We start from the raw sequence: 26363 nt of genomic DNA on the forward strand, positions 1-26363 counted from the left end.
GCGCTCAGAACATGCCGTTCTTGTTGGCGGGGTTCTCGGGAATCTCCTGGCTCACGTCCCAGTGTTCGACGATCTTGCCGTTTTCGACGCGGAAGATGTCGACCACGGCCTGGCCGCGGTCTTCCGGCGAATCGCGCCACAGGTTGTGGATCATCACCAGATCGCCCTCGGCGATCACACGCTTGATCTCGACGATGGCTTGCGGATGCTGCTCGAAGTAGCGTGGAAAGAAATCCAGCATGGGCCCGACGCCGTCGCGCATGTAGGGATTGTGCTGCGTGTAGTTCGGCCCGATATAGCGGCGCACGGCTTCTTCGGCGTCGCGCTCCTGGAACATCATCTGGAAGAACGCCACGGCGACTTCCTTGTTCGACTGGGGCGCGGCCGCAAGCGCCGGCGCGGCCGCCAGGCAACTGGAGGCGACCAGCACACAGGCGGCCAATGATTTCCACTTCATACGCATACGGGACAACTCAGGATAGCGCCGACTGGCGGCCTGCCAGTTTACAAACAAACCGGGGATTCCGGCCCGGTTGCACAGACGGAAAAAGCGCCCTTGACGGGCGCCCTCGACCTGGACTACGGGGCCGGATTGGCGGTGTCAGTAGCCCACCGTGTAGCGGCGGCGCGAATGCCGGGGCGTCTCGACCTCGTCGGCCAGCGCGATGGCGTAGTCTTCCATCGAGATCCAGCTCTTGCCTTCCTCGTCCGCCAGCAGGTGGTCGTCGCCCACGCGGAAGCTGGCCGTGCGCTCGCCCGGCTCGAACAGCGCCGACGGCGACAGGAAGGTCCAGTTCAGCACCTTTTCCTGGCGCAGCGTGTCCAGGAACACGACGCCAGCCCGCGCTTCGGGCTTGTAGGCATCCGGGAATTCGGGGGTGTCGATCAGCATCTTGCCGGGGGCCACCAGCAGGCTGCCCGCGCCGCCCACCACCAGCAGACGCGGCACGCCTGCGTTCTTCACGGCGGCCAGCAGCGGCTTGGCGTCGGTCGAGACAAAGCGCGTGGCGCTGATCACGGCATCGTGGCCGGCCAGCAGCGGGGTCAGCCCTTCGGGATCGGTGGCGTCGCCCTGCTTGACGGTCAGGCCCGGCTGGGCATTCACCTCGGCCGGGTTGCGGGCGATGCCGGTCACCTGGTGGCCGCGCTTGAGCAACTCGTCCGCCACCCGCGAACCCACGCGGCCGGTGATTCCGATCAATGCGATTTTCATGGTCTTGCTCCTTGAAGGATTGGGCCGTAACGGTCCGCCGCACAGTGCGGCGGCGCGGGTTGCGGCTCAGGCAAAGCCATACTATTCGGTCAAATCCGATCAAAAAACCCGGAAAACCGGAAGAGTTTTTTGCAATTCATGCACCAATAAGGCGGGATCGGACCGGCGAGGCGGACCGGCGCGACGCGCGGGCCGCCCTTTGCCAGTGTGCGCCCGGCGGCCCCGCTTGAACAGGGCCGCGGGCGGCCGCTCAACCGGCGGCGCGCTGCGCCTGATAGACCTGCAGGTGCGAATACGCGACGCGCAGGTAGGTGGCGTCGACGCCCAGCGTGCGGGCGCGTCGGACCATGTCGCCCACGATGTGGTCCGCTTCCACCGGCAGGCCCTGGCGCAGGTCCCGGAACATGGACGCGGTCATGGGCTGGCTGCGGTCGCTCAGCAGTTTTTGCACGGCGGCGTCCGCCTCGGGCCGCACCGCATGGCCCGATGCCGCCGCGACGGCCTGCGACTCCTGCAACAGGCTGAGCAGGATGTCCGTGCCGTCGTCGGTGGACGCGATCTGGCCGATGGCGCCGCGCATCAGGCAGGTGGCGGCGGCCAGCGTCGTCAGCATGACGTACTTTTCCCAGATGTCCTGGTGGATGCTCTCGCTGAGGCGGCTGACGTACTCGCCGCCGGCCAGCGCCTGCTCCAGCGCGACGCAGCGCGCGCTGCGGGCCGGGCCGGCGCGCTCGCCGAACACGATATTGGCGTGCTTGCCCAGATGGACCACTTCACCTTCGGGGCCGAGCGTCGCGTTGATCTGGCACAGGCCGCCCAGCACGCGGTGCGGCTCGAACTCCCGGTCCAGCACGTCGTACTGCAGCACGCCATTCATGATGGGCAGCACTGCGGTATCGGGCCCCACGGCCGGGCGGATGGCGTCGATGGCGCTGTCCAGGTCATACGCCTTGCAGCTGAGCACGACCACGTCGTAGCTGTCCTGCAGGGTCTGCTGCGTGACCAGCTTGGGATGCAGCGTGGCGTCGCCCAGCGGGCTCTGGATGCGCAACCCGTGTTCGCGGATCCGCGCGGCGCGCGGTTCGCGCACCAGGAACGTCACGTCCGCGCCCGCCTGCGCGGCGCGTCCGCCAAAGTATCCGCCGGTGCCGCCGGCGCCCAAGAACAACAACCGCATGCCTGTCTCCTGTTGGCTGCCCGCGTCGGGCGCGGGCCGATGGGAGAATTATGCGCCCTGGACCGAGGGCGGCGCACCGCCCGCGGCCGCCGCGCCCACGCGCCGGACGCCGGATCAGCCCTGCGGCTCGCGTTCGGCCCAGGCGTCATAGCCGCCCCGCAGCGCCCAGGTCTTGCGGTATCCGGCCGCGCGCAGCCGCGACGCCAGGAGCGCGGCCGACACTTCGTTCGGGCAGGCGCAATACACCACGATGTCGGAGTCCAGCGCGCCGGGGTCCAGCGAGGGCAGGGGCTGCTTCAGGTCGACGGGCACCGCGCCCGGGATGCGCGCCGCATCGCGCATGGCCTCCGGCCGCACGTCGAAGACCAGCGCGTCGCGTCCGTCCTGGCGCCACTGCATCAGCTCGTCGACCGACAGGCGCGGGATGACGCGCAGGCTGCGCAGCAGGATCCGGCGGCGCAGGAAGCGCGCCACGATGTAGAGGGCCAGCACCGCCGCCAGCACGCCCAGGCCCATTGCACCGTAGGTGCCCAGAATCTCGATCACGTCGTTGACCACGCTGTGGAACAGCCCGCCCAGCAGCAGGGCGGAACCCACCCAGATCAGGGCGCCCGCCAGGTCATAGAGGAAGAAGCGGCGGTAGGGGGTTCCGGTCAGGCCCGCCATGACCGTGGACAGCGCGCCGGCCCCGGGCAGGAATTTGCAGACCAGCAGCGCGCGCACGCCGATCCGCAGGTACAGGCGCTGCGTCTGCCGGATGCACGAGTCCTGCGACAGGGAAAGCTTGCAGACCACGCCCAGCAGCCGCGAGCCATAGCGCCGCCCCGCGCAATACCAGAGGCTGTCGGCCAGGATGCACGCGGCCGTGGCGGCCAGCAGGGGCACGAGCCAGCCGGCCGCGCCCCCCAAAGCGCCCGCCGCGATGATCATGGGGTAGGCGGGCACCGGCAGGCCGGCCTGCTCGATCAGGACGTTGGCGAACACCAGCCACCCGCCGTACTGTTCGAGCAGCAATTGAATATCTTGCATAGGTCTTTCCGCTTGCCGCGCCACGCGCGGCTCATGGGCGGAATTTTAGGCGCGCGGCTGCGCGCCGGGGCCATAGACCCTGCCCGCCGCGCGGCAACGGTCCGTTCCATCCGCGCACCGTCCGGACGCGCCGGCGGATCGCACCGTCCACCTATCGGGACGGCGCGCACCATGCTGGTGCCGCGGTTCCCCGCGAGGGTGCCTATAATCCTGCCCGTCCATCAGGTTTCCCCGACTTGTCGCAGGAATGCCCCGTGGCATACAAATTGCTTCGCCAGGACAGGCTGCGAACCCCACCATTCGGACGGGTGCGCCTCCTGGCGCTTCCATCCGATGACCGATCCCACGCCCCCGTTTCCGACTGCTCGCCCCGGCATGCCTGCCGGCGGCCGCAACCGTGAACCAGGCGTCGATGGCGTTCGCGTCTTCCCGGGACCTGCCCGCGCCGCTGCCGCGGCCGCCCCGTCTCCGACATCTCCTTTACCTTTCCTTCCCCGCGTAGGAGTCACCCGCATGAAATCCCTTTCCTCGTCGTCCGTTGGCGGCATCGCCCGCCGCGGCCTGCTCAAGCTGGCTGCCGCGGCCGCCGGCGCGCTGCTGTTCTCGGGCGCGGCGCAAGCCCAGGCCCCCGCCAAGATCAAGGTCGCCGCCATTTACACGGTGCCGGTCGAGCAGCAATGGGTGTCGCGCATCCACATTGCGCTCTCCGCCGCGCGCAACCGCGGCGAGATCGACTACACCTTCTCGGAAAATGTCACCAACGCCGACTACGAGCGCGTCATGCGCCAGTACGCGGAGCAGGGCAACAAGCTGATCGTGGGCGAGGCCTTCGCGGTTGAAGCCGCGGCCCGCAAGGTCGCCAAGGACTATCCGCAGACCGCCTTCCTGATGGGCTCCTCGGGCAAGCCGCAGCAGCCGAATTTCTCGGTGTTCGACAACTACATCCAGGAACCGGCCTACCTGACCGGCATGATCGCCGGCGGCATGAGCAAGACCGGCAAGATCGGCCTGGTCGGCGGCTATCCCATCCCCGAAGTGAACCGCCTGATGCAGGCCTTCATCGAAGGCGCCAAGGAAGTGAACCCGAAGGCCGAGTTCACCGTGACCTTCATCGCCTCGTGGTTCGATCCCCCCAAGGCCAAGGAAGCCGCCTTCGCCATGATCGACAAGGGCGCGGACGTGCTGTACGCCGAACGCTTCGGCGTGTCGGATGCCGCCAAGGAACGCGGCAAGCTCGCCATCGGCAACGTGATCGACACGCAGCCGCAGTACCCCGAGACCGTCGTGGCCTCGGCCCTGTGGAGCATGGAGCCGACCATCGAAGAGGCGCTCAAGCAGGTCAAGGCCGGCACGTTCAAGGCCGACGACTACGGCCAGTACTCGCTGATGAAGCACAAGGGCTCGTCGCTGGCGCCCCTGGGCACGTTCGAACAGAAGATCCCGGCCGAGCTGATCGCCAAGGTAGAGGCCAAGCAGAAGGCCATCCTGGACGGCAGCTTCACCGTGAAGGTCAACGATAAAGAACCCAAGTCCTCGGCACGATGAACCAAGCGCCTCTCGCCCTGCAACTGACGGGGATCACCAAACGCTTCGGCAGCCTGACGGCCAACGATGATGTCTCGCTTACGCTCCGGCAGGGCGAAGTGTTGGCCTTGCTGGGCGAGAACGGCGCCGGCAAATCGACCCTGGTGTCGATCCTGTTCGGCCACTACGTGGCCGACGCCGGCAGTATCGAAGTCTTCGGCAAGCCCCTGCCCGCCGGCCGGCCCGACGCCGCGCTGGCGGCGGGCGTCGGCATGGTGCACCAGCACTTCACGCTGGCCGACAACCTGACCGTGCTGGACAACATCATGGTCGGCACGGAATCGCTCTGGAAGCTGGCCTCGGGCCGCGGCCAGGCGCGCCGCCGCCTGGTCGAACTGGGCCAGCGCTTCGGCCTGGGCGTGGACCCGGACGCGCGCGTGGGCACGCTGTCCGTCGGCGAAAAACAGCGCGTCGAAATCCTGAAGGCGCTGTACCGCGGCGCCCGCATCCTGATCCTGGACGAACCCACCGCGGTGCTTACCCCGCAGGAAGTGCAGGACCTGTTCGCCACCCTGCGCGGCTTCGTCGACGAAGGCCTGGCCGTCATCTTCATCTCGCACAAGCTGGACGAAGTGATGGCCGTGTCTCGCCGCGTGGCGGTGCTGCGGCAAGGCAAGCTGGTGGCCGAACGCGACACCGCGGGCACCAGTCCCGCCGAACTGGCGGAACTGATGGTGGGCCGCAAGGTCGTCATGCCGCGCGTGGAGGCCGTGGCGGCCGCCGAACAGGCCTCCCCCGTCGTGACCCTGTCCCAGGTGACAGTGCGCGACGGACGCGAAGGCGCGCCGCGCCTGGACAGCCTGGACCTGGTGGTCCACAAGCACGAGATCGTGGCCATCGCCGGCGTGGCCGGCAACGGCCAGCAGGCGCTGGTGTCGGTCCTGACCGGCCTGCGCCAGCCCTCCGACGGCACGATCCGCCTGGGCCCGGAACACGCGGCGGCCCCGACCACGCCGGCCGGCTGGACGGCGGCGCGCGTGGGCCGCATCCCGGAGGACCGTCACGGCGAAGGCATGATCGGCGACAGCCCCTTGTGGGAAAACGCCATCGTCGAGGACCTGAAGGACAAGCGCTTCGCGCGCTACGGCCTGATCCGCGCCCGCGCGGGCAAGGCGTACGCGGCGTCCCTGGCCAAACAGTTCGACGTGCGCGCCGCCTCGCTCGACGTGCGCACGCGCAGCCTGTCCGGCGGCAACATGCAGAAACTGATCCTGGGCCGCACGCTGGCGCGCGAGCCCCGCTTCATCGTGGCCGACCAGCCCACCTGGGGCCTGGACATCGGCGCGGTGGCCTATGTGCGCGAGCAGCTGCTGGCGGCCCGCGCGCGCGGCGCTGGCGTGCTGCTGGTGTCCGAGGACCTGGAAGAAATCTTCGCGCTGGCCGACCGCATCGCGGTGCTGTGCGGCGGCAAGCTTGTCGCGGTCAAGCCGGTGGCTGAATGGACACCCGCCACCGTCGGCCTGGCCATGACGGGAACCCGCGCATGACGGCCCGTTCCGTTGCGCGCGGCTACCTTCACTATTGAGCATCACTCGCATGAAACTGATCCTGGAACGCCGCCCCGAGCCCAGCCGCCTGGCGCTGGCTCTGGCTCCCATCGCGGCCATCCTCTTCACCCTGGCGGTCTGCACCCTGCTGGTGGCCTGGGCCGGCGCCCCCGTGGGACGCACCTACGCGCTGCTGTTCGAAGGCGCCTTCGGGACGCGGTTCGCGCTTTCCGAGACCCTGACCCGCGCCACGCCGCTGATGCTGACGGGCCTGGCCTGCGCCGTGGCGTTCCGCGCCCGGTTCTACAACATCGGCGCCGAGGGCCAGCTCTACCTGGGCGCGCTGGCGGCCGTGGCCGTGGGCGGCCTGCACGGCGGCACCGGCTTTGACCTGCCGGTGCCCGTGCTGTTCGCCGGCATGATGCTGGCGGCCGCGCTGGCCGGCGCCTTGCTGCTGCTGATCCCCGCCATCCTGAAAACGCGCCTGGGCGTCGACGAAGTCGTGACCACGCTGCTGGGCAACTTCATCGTCCTGCTGTTCGTGTCCATGATGCTGGACGGCCCGATGAAGGACCCCATGGCGATGGGCTGGCCGCAGTCCGTGGCGCTCAACGGCGACCTGGAACTGGGCAAGCTGATCGAGCGCACCCGCGCCCACACCGGCCTGCTCTGGGCCGCGGGCCTGGCGCTGGGCCTGTGGCTGCTCAACCGCTACACGGTGTTCGGCTTCCAGATGCGCGCGGTGGGCGCCAATGCCCATGCCTCGCGCTTCCTGGGCCTGCCGGTGAACCGCGTGATGCTGGGCACCGCCATGCTGTCCGGCGCGCTGGCGGGCCTGGCCGGGGCCATCGAAGTGGCGGGCCGCAGCAGCTACGTCACGCTCGACATGTCGCCCGGCTACGGCTACACGGGCGTGGTGGTCGCCATGCTGGCCGGGCTGCATCCGCTGGGCGTGATCCTGGCCAGCATCTTCGTGGCCGGCATGCTCGTGGGCGCGGACAGCATGAGCCGCGCCATCGCCGTGCCGAACTATATCGCCGACGTCATCGTCGCCACCTCGTTGCTTGCCATGCTGGTCGCGACGCTATTTGCGCAGTACCGCCTGCGCCGCAACCGGGCTTGAGGAGCACGCCATGGAATGGATGGATCTGATGAGTTCCTCGGCCTTCTGGGTGGCCGTGCTGCGCCTGGCCACGCCGCTGATACTGGGCACGCTGGGCGTGCTGCTGTGCGAGCGCGCCGGCGTGCTGAACCTGGGCATCGAAGGCATCTTGGTGGCCGGGGCGTTCACCGGCTGGCTGGTGGTGTACCTGGGCGCGCCGCTGTATGTGGGCGTGCTGGCGGCGGCGCTGGCGGGCGCCGTGTTCGGCCTGCTGCACGCCGTGCTGACGGTGCCCCTGGGCCTGTCGCAGCACGTCTCGGGCCTGGGGGTGACCCTGCTGGCCACCAGCCTGAGCTATTTCGCCTATCGGGTGACGTTCCCCAGCGTGAACACGCCGCCCACCATCACGCCGTTCGCCGAGATGAAGTTCCTGGCCGGCATACCGCTCATCGGGCCCGTGCTGGCGGGCCAGACGCCCATGACCCTGATCGCGCTGGCGGCCGTGCCGATCCTGGCCTGGGTGCTGAACCGCACGCCGGTCGGGCTGGCGATCCGCATGGTGGGCGAGAATCCCGCCGCGGCGGAAGGACAGGGCCTGTCGGTGACGCGCCTGCGCATCGGCGCTATCGTGGCCGGATCGGCGCTGATGGGCGTGGCCGGCAGCTTCCTCACGCTGGCCGCGTTCAATGCGTTCTTCTTCAACATGGTCAACGGCCGCGGCTGGGTGTGCGTGGCGCTGGTGGTGTTCGCGTCGTGGCGGCCCGGCAAGGCGCTGCTGGGTGCACTGATCTTCGCCTTCTTCGACGCGCTGCAGCTGCGCCTGCAGCAGGGCGGCGCGGCGCTGCCTGGCCTGCCCGAACTGCCGTATCAGGTGTACCTGATGCTGCCGTATATCCTGTCCATCCTGGCCTTGGTGTTCATGGCGCGCCGCGCCGCCTACCCGCAGGCCCTGATGAAACCGTATCGCAAAGGCGAGAGGTGAATGGCCCCCCCGAAGCGCTGCGCGCTTCCCCCCAAGGGGCGTCGCGACGGACCGGCAAAGCCGGCTCCGTGCGACCCCGATGAGGCGGCGCCGACTCATGCATCGCGGCGGGGATGCAGCAACTAGAACTTTTCGCAAGGAAATCGCATGTTCGACCTGATTCTTAAGAACTGCACGCTGCCCGACGGCCGCAAGAACATCGACATCGGCGTGGCGCAAGGCCGCATCGCCGCCCTGGAACCCGCGCTGAAGGCCGAGGCCGCGCAGACGGTGGACGCCGCAGGCCAGCTGGTGACGTCGCCTTTCGTCGACGCGCACTTCCACATGGACTCCACGCTGTCCTTCGGGCTGCCGCGCGTGAACCAGTCGGGCACGCTGCTCGAAGGCATCGCGCTCTGGGGCGAATTGAAGCCGCTGCTGACGCAGGAAGCGCTGGTGGAACGCGCGCTGGCCTATTGCGACTGGGCCGTGGCGCGGGGCCTGCTGGCCATCCGCTCTCATGTGGATGTGTGCGATCCGCGCCTGCTAGCCACCGAAGCGCTGCTGCACGTGCGCGAGAAGGTCAAGCCGTACCTGGACCTGCAGCTCGTTGCCTTCCCGCAGGACGGCGTGCTGCGCGCCCCCGGCGCCCTGGACAACCTGAAGCGCGCCCTCGACATGGGCGTGGACGTGGTGGGCGGGATTCCGCATTTCGAGCGCACCATGCAGGATGGCGCCGAATCCGTCCGCATCCTGTGCGAACTGGCGGCCGAACGCGGCCTGCGCGTGGACATGCACTGCGACGAAAGCGATGATCCCCTGTCGCGCCACATCGAGACGCTGGCCTACCACACGCAGCGCCTGGGACTGCAGGGCCGCGTGACGGGTTCACACCTGACGTCGATGCATTCGATGGACAACTACTACGTGTCCAAGCTGATCCCCCTGATCCGCGAAGCCGGCGTGTCCGCGATCGCGAATCCGCTGATCAACATCACGCTGCAGGGCCGCCACGACACCTATCCCAAGCGCCGCGGCATGACGCGCGTGCCCGAGCTGATGGCGGCGGGCGTGCCCGTGGCCTTCGGCCACGACTGCGTGATGGATCCCTGGTACAGCCTGGGTTCGGGCGACATGCTGGAAGTGGCGCACATGGGCCTGCACGTGGGCCAGATGACGGGCCAGGACGCCATGCGCGCCTGTTTCGAGGCCGTCACCACCACGCCCGCAAAGATCCTGGGCCTGGATGAAACCGGGCTGGCGGTGGGCAAGCGCGCCGACCTGGTGCTGCTGCAGGCGCGCGATCCGGTCGAGGCGCTGCGCCTGCGCGCCACGCGCCTGATGGTGCTGCGCGCCGGCCAGGTGGTGGCGACCACGCCGCCCGCCACCGCAACGCTGAATCTGCCCGGCCGCCCCGGCCAGGTCAGCTTTCAGACACCGGCCCGCTGACGTACCCCGGCCGCTTCGCGGCCGTCACGATGATCTCCACCAGCAGCTCCGGCGCGGCCAGCTTGGCCTCGCACGTGGCGCGGGTGGGCATCGCGTCCGGCAGCGCCCATTCGGCCCACACGCCGTTCATGCCGGCGAAGTCGCGGTCGATGTCCTTGAGCCAGATCTGCACGGACAACAGCCGCGACTTGTCGGTGCCCGCCTGCGCCAGATAGCCGTCGATCTTGGCCAGCACGTCGCGCGTCTGCGCGGCGATGCCGCCCGCCGCCGTCGAGGTCACGCCCGCCACGTACACCGTGTCGCCATGGATCACGATGCGGGAAAGGCGCTGGTTGGAATCCTTGCGCACGATATCGTTCATTCGTCTTGCTCCTTTGCGGATGGGGTGGACGCCTGCGCGGCGTCCGAGAAACGTTCTATCCGGAACGGCGCGATCGGCAGGTCCGTCGCACCGCTCGTGATCAGGTCGGCCATGATGCGGCCCACGATCGGCCCCAGCTCGAACCCGTGGGCGGAAAAGCCGAAGGCATGGAAGGCTGTTTCGTGGCGGCTGCTGCGGCCGATCACGGGAATCTCGTCGGGCATGGCCGCCTCTATCCCCGCCCAGCCGCGGTTCACGACCGCGTCGCGCATGTGGGGGAACAGGTCGCAGACCGTGCGCGCCCCTTCGGCCAGCGAACGGAAATCCAGCTCGGTCCATTCGGCGTCCCGGTCCACCCAGGCCCGCCGTCCGCCGCCGATCAGCACGGTGCCGTTGGCGCGCTGCTTGAACGACAGCGCCCGTCCGGTGCCGAGCACCACGGGATCCAGGAAGTGGTCCATGCGCAAGGTCACCAGCATCATCGGACTGATGGCCAGCAAGGGCACCGGCTCGCCCCATTGGGCCGCGATGCGGTCGGCCCAGGCGCCCGCGCAGTTCAGCACCTGCGGCGCGGTGTAGACGCCCGAGTCCGTGTCCACGCGCCATTGGCCGTCCTGGCGCGTCACGCCGTGCACGCGCACGCCCTCCAGGAAGCGCGCGCCCAGGCTGGCGGCTTTCATGCGAAAGGCGAGGGTGGTGCGATAGGGGTCCGCGGCCGCGTCCTCGCGCGCGATCAGTCCGCCGTGGATCGTCGGCGCGATGGCCGGAATCAGATCCAGCAGGTCCTCGCGGCTTATCCACTGTTCGTGCGTGTAGCCGTGGTCGGTCATGGTCTTGAGCCGCGCGCGCAACGCGTCGGCGTCCGCCGCATTCTCGGCCACGCGCACCTGCCCGTGCTGCTCGAACCCGCAGTCGTCGTCCACCAGATCGCCGATGCGGTACCAGAGTTCGCGCGAAGCCAGCGCGAGCGGCACCTCGGCCAGGTGCCGCGACAAGGTGCGCACGCCGCCCGCGTTCACGCCGGACGCGTGGCGGCCCACGTAGTTCTTCTCGATCACCAGGGCGCGCACGCCCGCGCGCGCCAGATGCAGCGCCGCGGAACTGCCGTGCAGCCCGCCGCCGATGATGATGACCTCAGCCGCCCGCGATTGAACGGTCATGGTTGCCTTCCGTCACTTTTTCAGGCGGACGACGGCCTGCCGCGATTCGTCGGTCTGGGGCAGCGAAGCCAGTTCCCCGAGCGTCAGCGGCTTGGTCGGGAAGCGCAGCCGGTAGTAGCCGACCTCCTGCGTCGGCACGCCACGCTCTTCGGCGATGATCTCGGACACCGTCAGGCCGCAGAATCGGCCCTGGCACGGGCCCATCCCGCAGCGCAGGAACGCCTTCATCTGATTCGGACCACTGCAGCCCAGCTTGACGGTTTCGCGCACCTGCGCCGCCGTCACTTCCTCGCAGCGACAGACGATGGTGTCGCCGGTGGGGCGCCGGAAGGCCTCTGGCGCCTTGTAGAGCGCGTCGAAGAAGTCGCGGCCCCGCACGGCCCTGGCCAGTGCCTCGCGCGGCGCAGCGGCCTCGCTGTCGCGTTTGCGGGCATCGATGCGGCCCAGCAGGTGCGCGGCCTGCAATGCCGCCAGCCGGCCCCGGTGCTCGGCCGCCAGCGCGCCGGCAATCCCGGCGCCGTCCCCGGCCATGCCGATGCCATCCACCGACGTGACGCCCCATTCGTCGACCTGCGGTTCCCAGCAGTCCAGCGCCTCGTTCCAGCGGTGCTCCACCCCCACCGCGCGCGACAGGTTCACGTTGGGCACCACGCCCTGATGCAGCATGAGCTGGTCCGCGGGCAGGGTCTTGGTCACGCCGCCTGCGGTGTAGCGCACGCTCTGCAGCTTGCCCTCGCCCAGCGCTTCCAGCGCCGTCACGCCCTTCACGATGGGCACCGCCGCCTTGACGGCGCGCAGCAACTTCAGGCCCTTGCCCAGGTACGGTGACCGCAGGAAGCCCCAGACCTTGGACAGCGCCTGGCCCATGCGCCCGGGCGGCGTGGTTTCCAGCAGCGCATCGATCTTCACGCCGGCGTTCAGGTATTGCCACGCCACCAGGTACAGGAGCGGGCCGCTGCCGGCCAGCACCGTGCGGTCGGCGGGCACCACGCCGGAGGACTTCAGCAGGATCTGCCCGGCCCCCGCCGTGATGACGCCCGGCAGGGTCCAGCCCGGAATGGGAAACGGCCGTTCCTGCGCGCCGGTGGCCAGCAGCAGGCGGCGCGCGTGCAGGATGCGGGCTTCGCCCGCCACCGAATACGCGACCTCGAAGCCTTCCGAAGGCTGGGGCGCCGTGCGCTGGGCCACCGCCCACACCGTCGCGCCCGGCACGTAGCGCGCGCCCGATTGCTGGAACGGCGGCACGAGCGTCGCGCCATGCCAGTAGTCGTCGCCGAGAATGCCGCGGTCGGTGACGGGCGTGGTGGTGATGGCGCGGTAGATCTGTCCGCCCGGCGCGGGCTGCTCGTCCAGCAGCACGGTGTCCACGCCCAGGTTCGCGGCCAGGGTCGCGGCCGCCAGGCCGGCCGGTCCGGCGCCCACCACCAGCAAATCGCATTGCATCGTGTCGATCATGCCTGCACCTTGCGCGCGCCGACCTGGCGCTCGATCTTCATTCCTTCCCGCACGGCCGTCATGCAGCCCTGCTGGTTCGCTTGCCCGTCGATGGTGACCAGGCAGTCATAGCAGACGCCCATCATGCAATACGGCCCGCGCGGCACCTCGTTGACCGCCGTGTCGCGGCAGGCCTGCACGCCACCCGCGAGAAGGGCGGCGGCCACGCTGTCGCCCTGCCGGCACTGCAGTTCGGTGCCATTGACCGTCACCCGCACCGGCGCGCCCTGCGCCTGCCGCTGCGCCTCGTCAAGCCGCTTGAACATGGAACCTCCGGGTCGAGAAGGGCGCCATGTCGTCGGCAAGGCTGCCGGCGGCGATCATGGGCGCCAGGTTGAGCGCGTGCGCGGCGGCCAGCGTCACGCCGCTGTGACAGGTGGCGACGAACGCCCCCGGGCACGTTTCGGATTGCTGATAGATGGGGAAGCCGTCCCGCGACATGACGCGCAGCGCCGCCCAGCTGCGCACCACGCGGACTTCGCGCAGGGCGGGCAGCGTACGCACGGCGCGGTCGGCCAGGGTGCCCAGGATGGGCAGGCCCACCTGGTTGTCCACATAGCCCGCCTCTTCCTGGGAATCGCCGATCAGCCAGGTTCCCTCGTCCGTCTGGCGCAGGGTGGACAGCGGCGTCTCCAGCATGCGGCGCGTGCGCTCCAGCACCACGATCTGGCCGCGCTGCGGCCGCACCGGCACGTCCAGGCCGACCTGCTGGCCGAGTTCATTGTTGGACAGCCCCGACGCGAGCACGACCTTGCGCGCGCGCACGACGCCGCCTGGCGTGGCGATCTCGAACACGCCGTCGCGCTGCCGGATGCCCTGCGCCGGACGGCGCGGCAGGTAATCCACAACCCGCTGTGCAAAACTCGTGTGCAGCGCGCGCAGCAGCTTCAGGGGGTTGGCAATGCCGTCCACCGGCGTCCACGTCGCGCCGCGCACCTCGGGGCCGATGCCCGGCACCAGGTCCGCGACTTCGGCGCGGTCCAGCATCTTCCATTCGTATTGCGCCATGCCAGGCTGCGCCAGCAGCGTCGTCATGAACCGCGTCCGCGCTTCGACCTCTTCGTCGCTCAGCAGCGCATGCAGCCCCCCGCGCTGCTCCAGGTGCACATCCACCCCGGTCTCTTCCAGCAGTTGCGCCGCAAGCTTCGGCCAGCCGGTGGCCGAGGTCATGGTCCACACGCCGTAGCGCGGCAGGCCCATGCCCTTGCTCTGCACCCACACCAGCCCGAAGTTGCCGCGCGATGCGCGAAAGGCCACGTCGCCCTCGTCCAGCACGGCCACGTGGTCCAGTTCGCGCCGCAGCCCGTAGGCCACCGCCGAGCCGACCAGCCCGCCCCCGATCACCGCCGCATCGTAGATGCCGCGGTGCACGGGCGCGCGCGGCGCCAGTTCTCTCTCGTCCGTCATTAGCGTCCCTTTCCTACAAACAGCTTTTCCAGGCCGACCACGCGGTCCAGGATGAATATGGCGATGATCGTCACGTAGATCAGCACCGCCGACACGGCCGTCACCAGCGGGTCGATGGTGTCCTCGATGTGCAGGAAGATGCGCACCGGCAACGTGGTCGTGGACGGCGAGGCGATGAAGATCGACATCGTCAGCTCGTCGAAGCTGGTGATGAACGCGATCACCCAGCCGCTCACCACGCCCGGCAGCAGCAACGGCAGCACCACGCGGCGAAACGCCGTCCAGTTGGAAGCGCCCAGCGACTGCGCGGCGCGTTCCAGCGCGGGGTCGATGCCGGTGGCGGACGCCAGCACCAGGCGCAGGGCATAAGGCATGATCAGGATCACGTGCGCCACCACCAGGCCGAAGTACGTGCCCGCCAGGTCCACGGTCGTGAAGAACTTCAGGAAGGCCAGGCCCAGCACCACGTGCGGAATCATCAGCGGCGACAGAAAGAACGCCACCAGGGCCTCGCGGCCGCGGAACCGGTTGCGTGCGATCGCCAGCGCGCCGGGCACCGCCAGGCCGATCGCCAGCGTGGCCGACAGCGCGCCCAGGCCGAGGCTGAACCAGAACGCCTCGACGAAGCGCGGGTTGTCCAGGATGGCGCGGAACCAGCGCAGCGACAGCCCGCCCGAAGGCAGCGAGATGAAGCCTTCGGACGTGAAAGCCACCGCGCACACCATGACGATGGGCGCCAGGATGAAGAGGATGAACAGCGTGTGGAACAGCAGGCCGATGGGGCCGTTGCGGAATTGCATGTCAGCCTCCGGCCTGGTTGAACACGGCGCCGTAGCGGCGCTCGATGATGCGGTTGGCCGACAGCAGCACGACCACGGTCGCCACCAGCAGCACCACCGCCAGGGCCGCGCCCAGGGGCCAGTTCAGGGTATTCAGGAATTCGTCGTAGGCGGCCGTGGCCACGTTTTTCAGGCGGCGCCCGCCGATGATGGCCGGCGTGGCGAACGAACTGGCCGCCATCGCGAACACCATGATGGCGCCGGACAGGATGCCCGGCATCACCTGCGGCACGATGACGCGGCGGATCACGGTGAACTGGCTGGCGCCCAGCGACAGGGCGGCCGCCTCGGTGGACGGGTTGATCCGCTGCAGCGACGCCCACACCGAGATCACCATGAACGGCACCAGCACGTGCGTCAGCGCGATGGCCACGCCCAGGTTGCTGTACATCAGGTCGATGGGCGTGGAGATCAGCCCGATTCCCATCAGCGCCTTGTTGATGAGCCCGGTGGATCCGAACAGCAGCGCCCAGCCCAGCGTGCGCACCACCACGGATATCAGCAGCGGCCCCAGCACGACCATCAGGAACAGCCCCTTCCAGGGATTGGCCATGCGCGACAGCACGTAGGCTTCGGCGGTGCCCAGCACCAGGCAGGCCAGCGTGACGGCCGCCGCCACGCCGAAGGTGCGCGCGTAGATTTCGTAGTAATAGCCGTCGGAGAAGATCTCGACGTAGTTCTTCCAGGTGAAGGTGGCCTGCATGCCGCCGTAAAACTGGAAGTCGAAGAAGCTGATCAGGACCACCAGCGCCATCGGCACCACCAGGAAGGTGGCGTACACCGCCAGCGCCGGCGCGCTCAGCACCCAGGGATTGGTGCGCGCGCTCATGCGGGGCCGCCTTGCGATGCGCCGCCCGGGGCGACGGCGCACATGTCCTGCGCGCGCCAGCGCAGATGCACGGCTTCGCCCTCCGCGGGCACCGGCACGCCGTCGTTCTGGCGGATCACCATGACTTCCCCGACCGAGGTCTCCACCTGGCAGAGCCAGTGGTTGCCCTGGAACACGCGCGTCTTCATGCGGCCGGGCAGGGCACAGGCCGCGGGGCCTGAGAACAGGATCTTCTCGGGCCGCACGATGACCGCGCCCTGCGGCACGGGCGCGCCTTCCATGGCGACGTGCGCCTCGCCGATGCGCGCGCGCGTTTCGCCTTCGAATTGTTCGGCCTGCGGGGTGAACACGTTTGCCTTGCCGAGGAATCCGCCCACGAAGTGGCTGGCCGGCCCCTCGTACGCGGCGAAGGGTTCGGCCACCTGTTCCACGCGGCCCTGGTTCATCACGACGATCCGGTCCGACAGCGCCAGCGCCTCGGACTGGTCGTGCGTGACCAGGATGGTGGTGGTGCCCACCGTGCGCTGGATGCTGCGCAGTTCTAGCTGCATCTCTTCGCGCAGCTTCGCGTCAAGATTGGACAGCGGTTCGTCCAGCAGCAGCACGCTGGGCCGGATGACCAGCGCGCGCGCCAGCGCCACGCGCTGCTGCTGTCCGCCGGACATGCGCGCGGGATGGCGGTCGGCCAGATGCGACAGGCCCACGAGCTTGAGCGCTTCGGCCACGCGGGCCTCGCGTTCGTCCTTTTTCACGCGCTGCATTTCCAGGCCGAAGGACACGTTCTCGGCCGCGGTCATGTGGGGGAACAGCGCGTAGTTCTGGAACACCATGCCCAGCCCGCGCTTGTTGGCGGGCACTTTGCTGACGTCCTTGCCATTGAGCACGATGCTGCCGCCGGTGGGCTCGACGAACCCCGCGATCATCTGCAGGGTGGTCGTCTTGCCGCAGCCGGACGGCCCCAGCAGGGAAATGAACTCGCCCTGCCTGACCGACAGGCTCAGGTTTTCGACGGCGACGGTATCGCCGTAGCGCTTGCTCAGGCGGTCCAGCACAAGATAGGTCATGAATGCTCCCGGTGGCGGCGCATGCGCCGCCCGTTGTCCGCCGGCTGTCAGCGCTCGATTTCCCGCGTCCAGCGCTTGTTCCAGTCATCCCGGTTCTGGTTGACCGTGTCCCAGTCGATCACGATGAGATCGGCGGCGCGCTTGCCGATGGGCAGGGGCACGCGAGGATCATCGGCCACCTTGGCCTTCTTGTTGACCGGGCCATAGCCATAGGCGGACGCCAGCTTTTCCTGGACCTCCGGCGACACCAGGTACTCGACGAAGGCCTGGGCCTTGGGGTTTGCATTGGGCTTGGCGACCGGACATACGGACGACAGCAGGGCGTAGGCGCCTTCCTGCGGATACACGAAGCCCACCGGGAAGCCCGTGTCGGCAAACGCCTTGACGCGGCCGCTGCCCCAGACCGCGATCGTGGCCTGGCCGCTGGAGAAGAGCTCGGTCATCTTGCCGGGCGACGGTTCGTAGACCAGCACGTTGGGGCCGACCTCGTTCTTGAAGGTCGTGAAGCCGGGATCGATCTTCTTTTCGCCGCCGCCGCCTTCGCGGGCGTATTCGACCAGCGTGTGCAGGCCATAGGTGTTGTTCAGCGGCGGAATGACGAGCTGCTTCTTGTACTTGGGATCCTTCAGGTCTTTCCACGAGGTGGGCGGGGCCCACTTCTTTTCGTCGAAGACCTTCTTGTTGTACATGATGCCGGTGGCCACGATGCCGATGGCGACCGCCTTGTCGTCCTTGTAGCGGGCGGTGCTGTAGATGTCGTCGGCCGGCAGGTTCTTGATGGGTTCGCAGAAGCCCAGGGCGATGGCCTGGTACATGGGGCCGTCGTCGATGATGGCCACGTCGATCTGCTGGTTGCTCTTTTGCGCCTGCAGGCGCGCCACCGTGTTGGTGGAGTTGCCGGCCACGTAGTCGAGTTCGACGCCATGCTGCTTGGCGAAGGGCGGGAAGATGTCCTTGCGCATGATGTCTTCGAACGAGCCGCCGTAGCCGGCGACCACCAGTTTCTGCTGCGCTTGCGCATTGGCGCCCAGCCCGGCGGCCACTGCCGCCGCCGCGAGCACTGCAAGTACCTTGCTCATGAGAACCCCCGAATATTGGAAGAGAACTGCAAGAACTGCCCGAAATGTTGCCCGGCAACTTCATGTCCGCCGTACAATTTGTCCGTACATGAATGTCCGGACAAATAATGGATCCAGCAAGACTGCCTTGTCAATCGGTTATGGTCCGTACAAACCCTATAAAACGATCAAGGAGCCAACCCATGACCCGATCCTCCGAGCGCGCCGCCAGCCCTGGCGGGGAGCGGGAAGCGCGCGGCCGGCCCGGTGCGGCCGCCCCCGCCGGCGCGGCGGGCGGACCGCGCTACAAGAGCATTTATCAGACGCTCTCCCAGGACATCAGCTCCGGGCGCTATCCCGTCATGACCTTGCTTCCCACCGAGCACGAACTCTGCGAACAGTTCGGCGCCAGCCGCCACACCATCCGCGAAGCCATCCGCATGCTCACCGTGGCCGGGGTGGTGTCGCGCCGCCCCGGCGTGGGCACGCGCGTGGAGACCGCGCGCGCCAGCACGCGCTTCACGCAGCGCATCTCGCAGTTCCCGGACCTGCTCCAGTACGCGCGCAACGCGGCCCTGCTGGTGCAGGACGTTCGCACCATCAAGCTCCCCAAGCGCCTTGCGGAAATGCTGGGCTGCGAACCCGGCCAGCCGTGGCTGCACATCAACTCCATCAAGACCCTGGACGATCCGGACATCGCCGCCGCCTGCACGCTCATCTATGCGGACCCCGCGCACTCGGACGTCCGGGTGGACGTGAAGTCGCGGATTTCGCTGCTGCGGCTGATCGAAGACCACTTCGGCGACCGCATCACGGAGGTCAACCAGGAGTTCTCGGCGACGCCCATCGGCGCGGCGATCGCCAGGCAGCTCCAGGTCGAATCCGGCACGGCGGGCTTTGTCATCACGCGCCGCTATTACGGCGACGGCGGCGTGCTGCTGCTGGCCACCATCACCACGTTCCCGCACGACAAGATGAAGTACTCGATGACGCTCAACGTGAGCTGAACGGAACGCCATCCCGCTACACGGCCACGCCATAGTCCGCGCGCGCGGCCTGGGCGCTGATCTTGCCGTCCGCCAGATCCTGCTCGATTCTCGCCCGCTGCCGCAGCGCCGGCGCGCCGTAGCCTCCGCCTCCCGGCGTCTCGATGCGCACGCTCTCTCCCGCCTCCAGCGCGATGTTGGCGGTCTTGGAGAACAGCTCCTGCGCCTGCGGCGTGCCGAAATTGCGGATCAGCCGCGCGCGCCGCCCGTCGCGGCCGCCATCCACGCCGGCCGCCACGCCCACCGTGTGGCTGTCCGACCGCGCCGAGAACACGATGCCCGGCCCCACGGCCCGGATCTGCTTCGCAATCGCCATGCCGCCGCGCGTGCGCCCGGCGCCGCCCGAGTCCTGGATCATGGCGTACTCGTCCATCAGCAGCGGATACTCGTTCTCCAGCGCCTCGACCGGCAGGTTGGACGTGTTGGTCATGTGCACGTGCACCGCGTCCATGCCGTCGGCGTCAAAGCGCGCGCCGGCGCCTCCGCCCAGCGTTTCCAGGTAGACGAAGTGCCCCGCGCGCTCGCGCCACCGGCCCGAGAAGACGATGGCGGGGCAGCAGTCGTTGCTGGAGGCCATCGTCTTTTCCGGCGGCAAGAGGCCGCGGAACGCGCCGAAGATCGCGCCCGCCACTTTCTGCGCGGTAATGGAGCGCGCGCCCACCGCGGCCGGATGCTCGGGGTTGGTGATGGTGCCCACGGGCGCCGACAGGGTGATGGGGTCGAACAGGCCGGCGTTGGGCGCCAGGTCCGGGTCGAGCAGCGCCTTGACGGCGTAATACACGCAGGCGCGCAGCGCATTGAACGGCAGGTTCATGGCCCCGCGCGCCTGCTTGCCCGAGCCTTCGAAATCGAAATGCAGGTTGCCGGCGCTAACGGTGAGCGTCACCTGGATCGGCACCGGATCGCCGCCCATGCCGTCGTCGTCCAGGTCGCTGCGGAAGGTGTAGCTGCCGGCCCGAAGCTCCGCGATGCGGTTCAGCAGGCGACGGCGCGTGTAGGCGATCACGTCGTCCACCGAGCGCAGCACGGCGTCCAGGCCCATCTGGCGGATCAGGCCCTGCACCGCGGCCGCGCCGCGGCGGTTGGTGGCCATCTGCACGCGCAGGTCCAGGACACGCTCTTCGGGGTCCCGGGTGTTGGCGCAGATCAGGCGCAGCAGATCTTCGTCGGTCTGGCCGCCGCGCGCGATGCGGCAGGCGGGTATGCGGATGCCTTCCTCGAAGATCGACTTCAGGCCGCCTGCGATAGAACCCGGCACCGCGCCGCCCACGTCGGAATGGTGCGCGATGTTGGCCGCGAAGAAGCGCAGCGCGCCGTCCCAGAACACCGGCGTGATGATGTTGATGTCGGGCAGGTGGCTGCCGTCGGCCAGGTAGGGGTCATTGCAGATGAACACGTCGCCATCGCGGATGCCGTCCACCGGAAACGTCCGCAGGATGGCGCGCATGGCGCCGTCCAGCGAGCCCAGGTGCAGCGGGATCTGCGTGCCTTGCGCCACCAGCCGCCCGGCGGCGTCGAACAGGGCCACGGAGCAGTCCTTGCGCTCCTTGATGTTGGTCGAGAACGAGGCGCGCACCAGCGTGTTGTTCATGTCCTCGGTGATCGACAGGAGGCGGTTGCAGAACACCTCCATGCCGATCGGGTCCGCCAGGACCGGTGCGGCATCGGGCTCGCGGGATTCAATGTGGTCAGGCTTGTTCATGCGAGCCTCCTTGCAGGCGGATGATCAGGTTGCCGTACTCGTCGACGCTGGCGAGGTGCCCCACGCCCACCACGGTGGTCGAACTCATTTCCTCGAGCAGCGCGGGGCCGTCCAGGCGCGCGCCGGTCGGCACGCGGTCGCGGTCGTACACGGGCGTTTCCAGCCAGCCGTGCGCCGGTCCGAAGTACGCCTTGCGCTGGCCCAGCCTGGCGTCATCCAGCGCGCCGCCGATGTGGCGCGGCGCCAGCGGCGCCTTCACTACCTGGCCCACCGCCTGCATGCGGCAGTTGATGATCTGTACCTTGCGGTCATCCACCGTGTAGCCGTATTCGCGCTCATGGGCCTCGGCAAAGCGGCGGGCGAACTCCGCATGGCCGCCGGAGCCGGTCTCGTCCAGGCCGACCTGCACTTCGAAGTTCTGGCCTTCGTAGCGGGCGTCGATCGCGCTGCGGCATACGCGCAGCGCCGGGTCCACTCCTTCGGCGTCGAGCCAGCCTTCGGCCTGCGAGCGCAGGCCCTCGAAGATGGCGGAGATGGCGGGCCATGTGTCGTCGCCGGCCAGCGATATCTCGCTCTGCACGAAGTCGAAAGAGATGTCGCTGAGCAGGATGCCGCGCGCGCACATCGTGCCCGGCTCCTGCGGCACGATCACCACGGGGATGCCGCATTCCTCGGCCACTTCCACCGCGTGCAACGGACCCGCGCCGCCGTAGGCGTACAGCGCGAAGCGCGACAGGTCGTAGCCGCGCTCGGTGGACACGGCGCGGATGGCGCGGCTCATGTTGGCGGCGGCGATGCGCAGGATGCCTTCGGCAGCCGCTTCCATGTCCAACCCCAGCGGTTCGGCCACGCGGCGCCCGATGACCTCGCGCGCCGCATCGGCGTACACAGGCATGCGTCCATTCAGCAAAGCCACGGGATTGAGCCGCTGCAGCGCGATCTCGGCGTCGGTGATGGTGGGCTCCTGGCCGCCGCGGCCGTAGCCCACGGGGCCGGGCACGGCGCCCGCGCTGTGCGGGCCTACCTTCAGCGCGCCGGCGTCGTCCAGCCATGCGATGCTGCCGCCGCCCGCGCCGATGACGTGGATGTCGACCATCGGCGTCTTGACGGGATAGCCGGCGACGTGGCGGTGCGAGGTGAACAGCGGACGCCCGTCGCACACCAGCGATACGTCGGTGCTGGTGCCGCCGACGTCGAACGTCACCAGGTTCAGGCTGCCGATGGCGCGCCCCACCGCGGCGGCCCCGACCACGCCCGCGGCCGGACCCGACAGGCAGGTGCGCACGGGATACTGGCGCACCGTGGCGATGGACATCAGGCCGCCATTGGAATGGATGGTGTGCGGCTCGTGGCCGATGTCCAAGTCGCGCACGCGCTGCAGAAAACGTTCCAGGTAGCGCGCCATCTTCGGACCGACCGCGGCGTTGAGCACGGTGGTCGACAGCCGTTCATATTCGCGGAATTCGGGCAGCACCTCGGACGACTGGCTGATGTAGGCGCCAGGCATTTCCTCGGCCACGATCTGCGCCGCGCGCCGCTCATGCGCGGGGTTGCGGTACGCGTGCAGGAAGCAGATCGTCACGGCCTCGATGCCGGCCTGCGCGAACCGGCGCGCCGCCGCGCGCACCTGCGCCTCGTCCAGCGCGGTCAGCACGTCGCCGGCGGCGTTGACGCGTTCGTCCACTTCCGCGCGGAATTCCCGCGGCACGGCCACGGGCGGCTTGCCCACGCCGTAGTCGTACAGATGCGGTCGCGTCTGCCGGCCGATCTCCAGGACATCGCGGAATCCGCGCGTGGTGATCAAGCCGACGCGCGCGCCTTTGCGTTCGATGATGAGGTTGGTCGCCACCGTGGTGCCGTGCCCCACGTGCGAGACCTGCGACGGCGCGACGCCATGGTCCGCCAGCATCTGGCCGATGCCCGTGGCGATGGCCTCCGAGGGATCGTGGGGCGTGGAGGGCACCTTGTGAAAGTGCACCACGCCCGCATCCTCGTCGATCATCGTGAAATCGGTAAACGTGCCTCCGACGTCTATCCCTATGCGATACATATCGTTTGTTCCCAGAAAATGAGGGTCTTGCATTGCCGCGAGGGCCCCCTCGCGGCAACAGGATTCCCGCCCGCCGCGCAAGGCGGCGGGTCCGGCGCCGCGGCTCCCGTCCGCGACCGGCGCTTTCAGCGCGGGGGGGTCAATCCAGATGGATGCCGGCCTTCTTCACGACCTGGCACCACTTGTCGATTTCGTCTTTGATCATCGTGCCGAAGGCCGGTCCCGCCACGTCCGACACCTGCGCGCCTTGCTGCTCCAGGTAGGTCTTCATGGCGGGCGCGTGCAAGGTCTGCACCAGCCCGTCGGTCAGCTTTGCGCGGACCGGTTCGGGCATGCCGGCGGGGGCCAGCATGCCGAACCAGACCATGGCTTCGTAGCCGGGGTAGCCCGCCTCGGCCACGGTGGGAACGTCGGGCAGCAGCGCGGAACGCTGCGGCGAGGTCACGGCCAGCGCCTTGATCTTGCCGTCCTTGATGTAGGGGTAGGAAGTCATCACCACGTCCATCATCATGTTGATCTGGCCCCCGACCAGATCGATGAGCGCGGGACCCGAGCCCCGGTACGGCACATGCACCATCGATACGCCCGCCGTGGTCTTGAAGAGCTCCGCGGCAAGGTGGTTGGACGTGCCCTGTCCGTTGGACGCGAAGGAGTATTTCTCCGGCTCCTTTTTCAGGAGGGCGACGAATTCCTGCAGGTTGCCGGCGGGAACCGACTGGTTCACCGACATGACGTTGGGAATGGTGGCAACCACCGTCAGCGGCGTGAAGTCCTTGACCGCGTTGTAGGGCAGCTTGGAATAGACGCAGGGCGCGCTGCCGTGCGTGCTGACCGATCCCATCAGGATGGTGTAGCCGTCCGCCGGCTGGCGCGCCACGTATTCGGTGCCCACCGTGCCGCCCGCGCCGGGGCGGTTCTCGACGATGACGTTGGCGCCCAGGCGTTGGCCCAGCCCTTCGGCGATCTTGCGCGCCACCAGGTCGGTGGACCCGCCGGCCGCGAACGGCACGACGATGCGGATCACTTTATCCGGCCAGGCGGCGCTGGCGGATCCTGCGGCCGCGAATAGCGCGACGCCGGCGGCAATGCGACAGCAACTGCGTATAAGCCCTGTTTTCATGGCTTGGTTTCCCCTTGTTGATAGAACTTCCTTGTGGCTGGATCATGCGTGTCCAACCTTGGTTCGCTGCAACAACAAGGTCATCCTAGGCCCGCCGCCGAAATGACAGCAGTCCTACAGGTTTATATTTGTATAAATGCCATTTATGGGCGTGCGGCCATGAAGAATCCGGACCTGAACCTGCTTCTGCATTTCGATGCCTTGATGGCGTGCCGCAATGTGTCGCGCGCCGCCGAGGCGCTGAACATCAGCCAGCCGGCGATGAGCGCGGCGATGAACCGCCTGCGCCAGCTGTTCGGCGATCCGCTGCTGGTGCGCGACGGCGGGGCCTGGCAGCCTACGCTGCGCGCGCTGGAGCTGCATCAGCACTTCAAGCCGCTGCTCGAGGGCTGGCATCGCGCCACGCGCACGCGCGAGGCCTTCGATCCCGCGCATTCCTCGCGCACGCTGTCGCTCTATGCGACGGACTACGTGCAGTACACGCTGCTTCCCAAGCTGATCCCGCGCCTGGCGGTGGACGCGCCGCATTTCCAGCTGCAGATCGTGCCGGCGCGTCCGCAGCACGGCTTGAGCATGCTGGACACGAATCATGTGGAGCTGATCGCGGGCTACTTTCCCGACCCCGCGCCGGACCTGCGCACGCGCTTCCTTTACCAGGAGCCGGCGGTGTGCATTGTGCGCGAAGGGCACCCGTGCCTGCGCAAGCGCTGGAACCTGGACGCGTACCTCAGCTATGGACACCTGGACCTGGCGGCGCACACGCGTTACTTCAGCACGGCGATCGACCGCATCCTGATGGGGCAGAACCGCAGCCGCAAGATCGTGGCGACGCTGTCGAGCTACCTGGTGTGCCCGTTCATCGTGCAGGATTCGGACCTGATCGCGACGATGCCGGTGAGCATCGCGAAGGCGATGTCGGGCAGCGCGCGCATCGTCACGCAGAAGGTGCCGCTGACGCTGCCGCCGATCGCGGTGTCGCTGTACTGGCACGAACGCTACCAGGACGATCCCGCGCACGCCTGGCTGCGGCAGTACCTGGCCGGCGTGCTGGGGTAGGACGACGGTCTTCTACCTGAGGGGCAGGCAGATGCGGGTCTGCAGTTGGGCGGGCGGCGTGGTGCGCGGGTCGTTCAGGTACTGCTCGAACATGGGAAAGTCGGCGGGCGCCATGCCGCTGGCGGGCAGCCATTCCGAGAACATCCAGTCGTAGGGCTTTTTCATTTCGTTGTAGGGCCCGGTGTACGTCAGGATGGCGCAGCGGCCGGCGGGGATTTCGAAGCGCTCCAGTTCGTCGCCCAGGTCGGCGTCGGGCGCGACCGGCATGCCGGCGTAGGAACGCAGCTGGTTTTCGGGGACCTGTTCGGGGTCGTCGAAGTAGACGCCGAATCCGATGGTCTCGGGCGCGGCGATGCCCCGGCCGATGGCCAGCATGAAGGCGCGGGAGAAGACCGGGCCGATGTCCTGGTAGCTGCCGCGATGGGGCAGGACGGCCAGCGTGGCGCCGGGGAAGTTTTCGATGGCGATGGGGTACATGGCGAGCTCCTTGGGGATTGAGGATGGGGAGCGAGCGGCGCGATACCGGCCCGGGGAGATGCCGAAGACGGCGCCGAAGGCGCGGTTGAAGGCGGCGTCGGATTCGTAGCCGGCGCGTTGCGCAACGTCCTTCAGCGGCGCCTGCGTGCCCGCCAGCGCGACGGCCGCGCGATGCATGCGGATGCGCTGGACGGTGGCGTTGACCGTTTCTCCCATCATGGCGCGGTAGACGCGATGGAAGTGGTACGGCGACAGGCAGGCCAGGTCGGCGAGCTGGTGCAGGTCCGGGTCGGCGTCGGGGTGGGACGCCAGCCAGCGCAGGACGGGGTCCAGGCGTTGGGCGTAGAGGGATCGCGTTGCTGGCTTCATGCTTGCTCCTTGGAGGGCAATGTAGCTTTGGGGGGTTTGCAGATTTTGCGGTTTTTTGACGGTGTGCGGTGGCGGCGTGAGGGGTGCTTGCGGCGATTTGCGTTCTTGAGGCGCACGGCGCGGCGGCAGGCGGGGTGGGCGGGGCTACGATTGCGGTCCGGAGCCTTCGCTCCGGACTGCCCCTTCGTCATCTTCGTTGTCGCCTTCGGCGACTGCCTTCAGATTCCCTCGGGCGCATCTACACGCCCCGCCCACCCCGCCTGCCGCCGCGCCGTGCTCGGACCGTTGTACCTTCATCGGCACAGGGACGCGTAGTGTGCTTGGCGTTC

General features: G+C 68.5%; 24 protein-coding genes. 7 read left to right on the top strand and 17 right to left on the bottom strand.

The genetic code is table 11. From position 1 onward, the window contains the following. Window positions 1–4: 4 nt before the first annotated feature. From ABE485_RS00350 to ABE485_RS00365, 4 genes are all read right to left on the bottom strand, one after another. Complete coding sequence (locus tag ABE485_RS00350; protein WP_346512659.1) at window positions 5–463, bottom strand: nuclear transport factor 2 family protein; 459 nt, start codon at window positions 461–463, stop codon at window positions 5–7. A 138-nt stretch (window positions 464–601) separates the two neighbouring features. Next, window positions 602–1213 carry an NAD(P)-dependent oxidoreductase gene (locus ABE485_RS00355; protein ID WP_346512660.1) on the bottom strand — a complete coding sequence of 204 codons (612 nt, stop codon included), beginning with the start codon at window positions 1211–1213 and terminating at the stop codon, window positions 602–604. Window positions 1214–1463: 250 nt separating this feature from the next. Then, window positions 1464–2390 (bottom strand): 2-dehydropantoate 2-reductase, encoded by a 927-nt coding sequence (gene panE / locus ABE485_RS00360; RefSeq protein ID WP_346512661.1) that lies wholly within the window; start codon window positions 2388–2390, stop codon window positions 1464–1466. Window positions 2391–2504: 114 nt separating this feature from the next. Continuing rightward, window positions 2505–3419: a DedA family protein/thiosulfate sulfurtransferase GlpE gene (locus ABE485_RS00365; RefSeq protein ID WP_346512662.1), complete on the bottom strand. Its 915-nt coding sequence runs from the start codon at window positions 3417–3419 to the stop codon at window positions 2505–2507. A gap of 513 nt (window positions 3420–3932) precedes the next feature. On the opposite strand from ABE485_RS00365, the gene ABE485_RS00370 reads away from it, so the two are divergent. The 5 genes from ABE485_RS00370 to ABE485_RS00390 all read left to right on the top strand — a co-directional run bounded on the left by ABE485_RS00370 (window position 3933) and on the right by ABE485_RS00390 (window position 10002). Next, window positions 3933–4964, top strand: a complete 1032-nt coding sequence (locus ABE485_RS00370; RefSeq protein WP_346512664.1) for a BMP family protein — start codon at window positions 3933–3935, stop codon at window positions 4962–4964. Beyond that, window positions 4961–6490, top strand: a complete 1530-nt coding sequence (locus ABE485_RS00375) for an ABC transporter ATP-binding protein (RefSeq protein WP_346512665.1) — start codon at window positions 4961–4963, stop codon at window positions 6488–6490. Before ABE485_RS00370 ends, ABE485_RS00375 begins: the two co-directional genes overlap by 4 nt. A gap of 49 nt (window positions 6491–6539) precedes the next feature. After that, entirely contained in the window at window positions 6540–7613 is a 1074-nt protein-coding gene (locus ABE485_RS00380) for an ABC transporter permease (protein WP_346512666.1), read from the top strand. A gap of 10 nt (window positions 7614–7623) precedes the next feature. Further along, window positions 7624–8574 carry an ABC transporter permease gene (locus ABE485_RS00385; RefSeq protein ID WP_346512667.1) on the top strand — a complete coding sequence of 317 codons (951 nt, stop codon included), beginning with the start codon at window positions 7624–7626 and terminating at the stop codon, window positions 8572–8574. 147 nt (window positions 8575–8721) lie between these two features. Then, window positions 8722–10002 carry an amidohydrolase family protein gene (locus tag ABE485_RS00390; protein WP_346512669.1) on the top strand — a complete coding sequence of 427 codons (1281 nt, stop codon included), beginning with the start codon at window positions 8722–8724 and terminating at the stop codon, window positions 10000–10002. On the opposite strand, the gene ABE485_RS00395 is transcribed toward ABE485_RS00390, so the two are convergent. From ABE485_RS00395 to ABE485_RS00435, 9 genes are read right to left on the bottom strand one after another with little or no spacing between them, the layout of a single operon-like run. Next, window positions 9977–10363 carry a RidA family protein gene (locus ABE485_RS00395; protein ID WP_346512671.1) on the bottom strand — a complete coding sequence of 129 codons (387 nt, stop codon included), beginning with the start codon at window positions 10361–10363 and terminating at the stop codon, window positions 9977–9979. The genes ABE485_RS00390 and ABE485_RS00395 overlap by 26 nt on opposite strands. Next, a complete protein-coding gene (locus ABE485_RS00400) occupies window positions 10360–11523 on the bottom strand; it encodes an NAD(P)/FAD-dependent oxidoreductase (RefSeq protein ID WP_346512672.1) in 1164 nt (387 codons plus the stop codon). The genes ABE485_RS00395 and ABE485_RS00400 overlap by 4 nt, the downstream gene beginning before the upstream one ends. Window positions 11524–11535: 12 nt before the next feature. Further along, window positions 11536–12978, bottom strand: a complete 1443-nt coding sequence (locus ABE485_RS00405) for an NAD(P)/FAD-dependent oxidoreductase (RefSeq protein ID WP_346512673.1) — start codon at window positions 12976–12978, stop codon at window positions 11536–11538. Next, window positions 12975–13283, bottom strand: coding sequence for a (2Fe-2S)-binding protein (locus ABE485_RS00410; RefSeq protein ID WP_346512675.1), 309 nt, complete (start codon window positions 13281–13283; stop codon window positions 12975–12977). The genes ABE485_RS00405 and ABE485_RS00410 overlap by 4 nt, the downstream gene beginning before the upstream one ends. Further along, on the bottom strand, window positions 13267–14424 hold the full coding sequence (locus ABE485_RS00415; protein ID WP_346512676.1) for an NAD(P)/FAD-dependent oxidoreductase: 1158 nt from the start codon (window positions 14422–14424) through the stop codon (window positions 13267–13269). The genes ABE485_RS00410 and ABE485_RS00415 overlap by 17 nt, the downstream gene beginning before the upstream one ends. Further along, a complete protein-coding gene (locus ABE485_RS00420; RefSeq protein ID WP_346512677.1) occupies window positions 14424–15224 on the bottom strand; it encodes an ABC transporter permease in 801 nt (266 codons plus the stop codon). The genes ABE485_RS00415 and ABE485_RS00420 overlap by 1 nt, the downstream gene beginning before the upstream one ends. 1 nt (window position 15225) lies before the next feature. Continuing rightward, window positions 15226–16092: an ABC transporter permease gene (locus ABE485_RS00425; RefSeq protein ID WP_346512678.1), complete on the bottom strand. Its 867-nt coding sequence runs from the start codon at window positions 16090–16092 to the stop codon at window positions 15226–15228. Then, window positions 16089–17156, bottom strand: a complete 1068-nt coding sequence (locus tag ABE485_RS00430) for an ABC transporter ATP-binding protein (RefSeq protein ID WP_346512679.1) — start codon at window positions 17154–17156, stop codon at window positions 16089–16091. The genes ABE485_RS00425 and ABE485_RS00430 overlap by 4 nt, the downstream gene beginning before the upstream one ends. A 47-nt stretch (window positions 17157–17203) precedes the next feature. Continuing rightward, on the bottom strand, window positions 17204–18235 hold the full coding sequence (locus ABE485_RS00435) for an ABC transporter substrate-binding protein (protein ID WP_346512680.1): 1032 nt from the start codon (window positions 18233–18235) through the stop codon (window positions 17204–17206). A 182-nt stretch (window positions 18236–18417) separates the two neighbouring features. Here ABE485_RS00435 and ABE485_RS00440 point away from each other — a divergent pair, with 182 nt between their 5' ends. Beyond that, window positions 18418–19221, top strand: coding sequence for a GntR family transcriptional regulator (locus ABE485_RS00440; protein WP_346512681.1), 804 nt, complete (start codon window positions 18418–18420; stop codon window positions 19219–19221). A 16-nt stretch (window positions 19222–19237) separates the two neighbouring features. On the opposite strand, the gene ABE485_RS00445 is transcribed toward ABE485_RS00440, so the two are convergent. From ABE485_RS00445 to ABE485_RS00455, 3 genes are all read right to left on the bottom strand, one after another. After that, complete coding sequence (locus ABE485_RS00445; protein ID WP_346512682.1) at window positions 19238–20962, bottom strand: hydantoinase B/oxoprolinase family protein; 1725 nt, start codon at window positions 20960–20962, stop codon at window positions 19238–19240. Continuing rightward, complete coding sequence (locus ABE485_RS00450; protein WP_346512683.1) at window positions 20949–23012, bottom strand: hydantoinase/oxoprolinase family protein; 2064 nt, start codon at window positions 23010–23012, stop codon at window positions 20949–20951. The genes ABE485_RS00445 and ABE485_RS00450 overlap by 14 nt, the downstream gene beginning before the upstream one ends. 139 nt (window positions 23013–23151) lie before the next feature. Beyond that, on the bottom strand, window positions 23152–24132 hold the full coding sequence (locus tag ABE485_RS00455; protein WP_346512684.1) for a Bug family tripartite tricarboxylate transporter substrate binding protein: 981 nt from the start codon (window positions 24130–24132) through the stop codon (window positions 23152–23154). A gap of 159 nt (window positions 24133–24291) precedes the next feature. On the opposite strand from ABE485_RS00455, the gene ABE485_RS00460 reads away from it, so the two are divergent. Next, on the top strand, window positions 24292–25188 hold the full coding sequence (locus ABE485_RS00460) for a LysR family transcriptional regulator (RefSeq protein WP_346512685.1): 897 nt from the start codon (window positions 24292–24294) through the stop codon (window positions 25186–25188). A gap of 12 nt (window positions 25189–25200) precedes the next feature. Here ABE485_RS00460 and ABE485_RS00465 read toward each other — a convergent pair whose 3' ends face one another. Then, entirely contained in the window at window positions 25201–26034 is an 834-nt protein-coding gene (locus tag ABE485_RS00465) for an AraC family transcriptional regulator (RefSeq protein ID WP_346512687.1), read from the bottom strand. Between the last annotated feature and the right edge of the window lie 329 nt (window positions 26035–26363).

Origin of the sequence: Achromobacter spanius, assembly GCF_039673305.1 — a bacterium.
Lineage (GTDB): Bacteria > Pseudomonadota > Gammaproteobacteria > Burkholderiales > Burkholderiaceae_B > Achromobacter > Achromobacter spanius_F.

Bases quoted from the DNA above. Each gene is read 5' to 3' on its own strand.
- ABE485_RS00350 (WP_346512659.1), bottom strand. From the start codon at position 463: ATGCGTATGAAGTGGAAATCATTGGCCGCCTGTGTGCTGGTCGCCTCC.
- ABE485_RS00355 (WP_346512660.1), bottom strand. From the start codon at position 1,213: ATGAAAATCGCATTGATCGGAATCACCGGCCGCGTGGGTTCGCGGGTG.
- panE (WP_346512661.1), bottom strand. From the start codon at position 2,390: ATGCGGTTGTTGTTCTTGGGCGCCGGCGGCACCGGCGGATACTTTGGC.
- ABE485_RS00365 (WP_346512662.1), bottom strand. From the start codon at position 3,419: ATGCAAGATATTCAATTGCTGCTCGAACAGTACGGCGGGTGGCTGGTG.
- ABE485_RS00370 (WP_346512664.1), top strand. From the start codon at position 3,933: ATGAAATCCCTTTCCTCGTCGTCCGTTGGCGGCATCGCCCGCCGCGGC.
- ABE485_RS00375 (WP_346512665.1), top strand. From the start codon at position 4,961: ATGAACCAAGCGCCTCTCGCCCTGCAACTGACGGGGATCACCAAACGC.
- ABE485_RS00380 (WP_346512666.1), top strand. From the start codon at position 6,540: ATGAAACTGATCCTGGAACGCCGCCCCGAGCCCAGCCGCCTGGCGCTG.
- ABE485_RS00385 (WP_346512667.1), top strand. From the start codon at position 7,624: ATGGAATGGATGGATCTGATGAGTTCCTCGGCCTTCTGGGTGGCCGTG.
- ABE485_RS00390 (WP_346512669.1), top strand. From the start codon at position 8,722: ATGTTCGACCTGATTCTTAAGAACTGCACGCTGCCCGACGGCCGCAAG.
- ABE485_RS00395 (WP_346512671.1), bottom strand. From the start codon at position 10,363: ATGAACGATATCGTGCGCAAGGATTCCAACCAGCGCCTTTCCCGCATC.
- ABE485_RS00400 (WP_346512672.1), bottom strand. From the start codon at position 11,523: ATGACCGTTCAATCGCGGGCGGCTGAGGTCATCATCATCGGCGGCGGG.
- ABE485_RS00405 (WP_346512673.1), bottom strand. From the start codon at position 12,978: ATGATCGACACGATGCAATGCGATTTGCTGGTGGTGGGCGCCGGACCG.
- ABE485_RS00410 (WP_346512675.1), bottom strand. From the start codon at position 13,283: ATGTTCAAGCGGCTTGACGAGGCGCAGCGGCAGGCGCAGGGCGCGCCG.
- ABE485_RS00415 (WP_346512676.1), bottom strand. From the start codon at position 14,424: ATGACGGACGAGAGAGAACTGGCGCCGCGCGCGCCCGTGCACCGCGGC.
- ABE485_RS00420 (WP_346512677.1), bottom strand. From the start codon at position 15,224: ATGCAATTCCGCAACGGCCCCATCGGCCTGCTGTTCCACACGCTGTTC.
- ABE485_RS00425 (WP_346512678.1), bottom strand. From the start codon at position 16,092: ATGAGCGCGCGCACCAATCCCTGGGTGCTGAGCGCGCCGGCGCTGGCG.
- ABE485_RS00430 (WP_346512679.1), bottom strand. From the start codon at position 17,156: ATGACCTATCTTGTGCTGGACCGCCTGAGCAAGCGCTACGGCGATACC.
- ABE485_RS00435 (WP_346512680.1), bottom strand. From the start codon at position 18,235: ATGAGCAAGGTACTTGCAGTGCTCGCGGCGGCGGCAGTGGCCGCCGGG.
- ABE485_RS00440 (WP_346512681.1), top strand. From the start codon at position 18,418: ATGACCCGATCCTCCGAGCGCGCCGCCAGCCCTGGCGGGGAGCGGGAA.
- ABE485_RS00445 (WP_346512682.1), bottom strand. From the start codon at position 20,962: ATGAACAAGCCTGACCACATTGAATCCCGCGAGCCCGATGCCGCACCG.
- ABE485_RS00450 (WP_346512683.1), bottom strand. From the start codon at position 23,012: ATGTATCGCATAGGGATAGACGTCGGAGGCACGTTTACCGATTTCACG.
- ABE485_RS00455 (WP_346512684.1), bottom strand. From the start codon at position 24,132: ATGAAAACAGGGCTTATACGCAGTTGCTGTCGCATTGCCGCCGGCGTC.
- ABE485_RS00460 (WP_346512685.1), top strand. From the start codon at position 24,292: ATGAAGAATCCGGACCTGAACCTGCTTCTGCATTTCGATGCCTTGATG.
- ABE485_RS00465 (WP_346512687.1), bottom strand. From the start codon at position 26,034: ATGAAGCCAGCAACGCGATCCCTCTACGCCCAACGCCTGGACCCCGTC.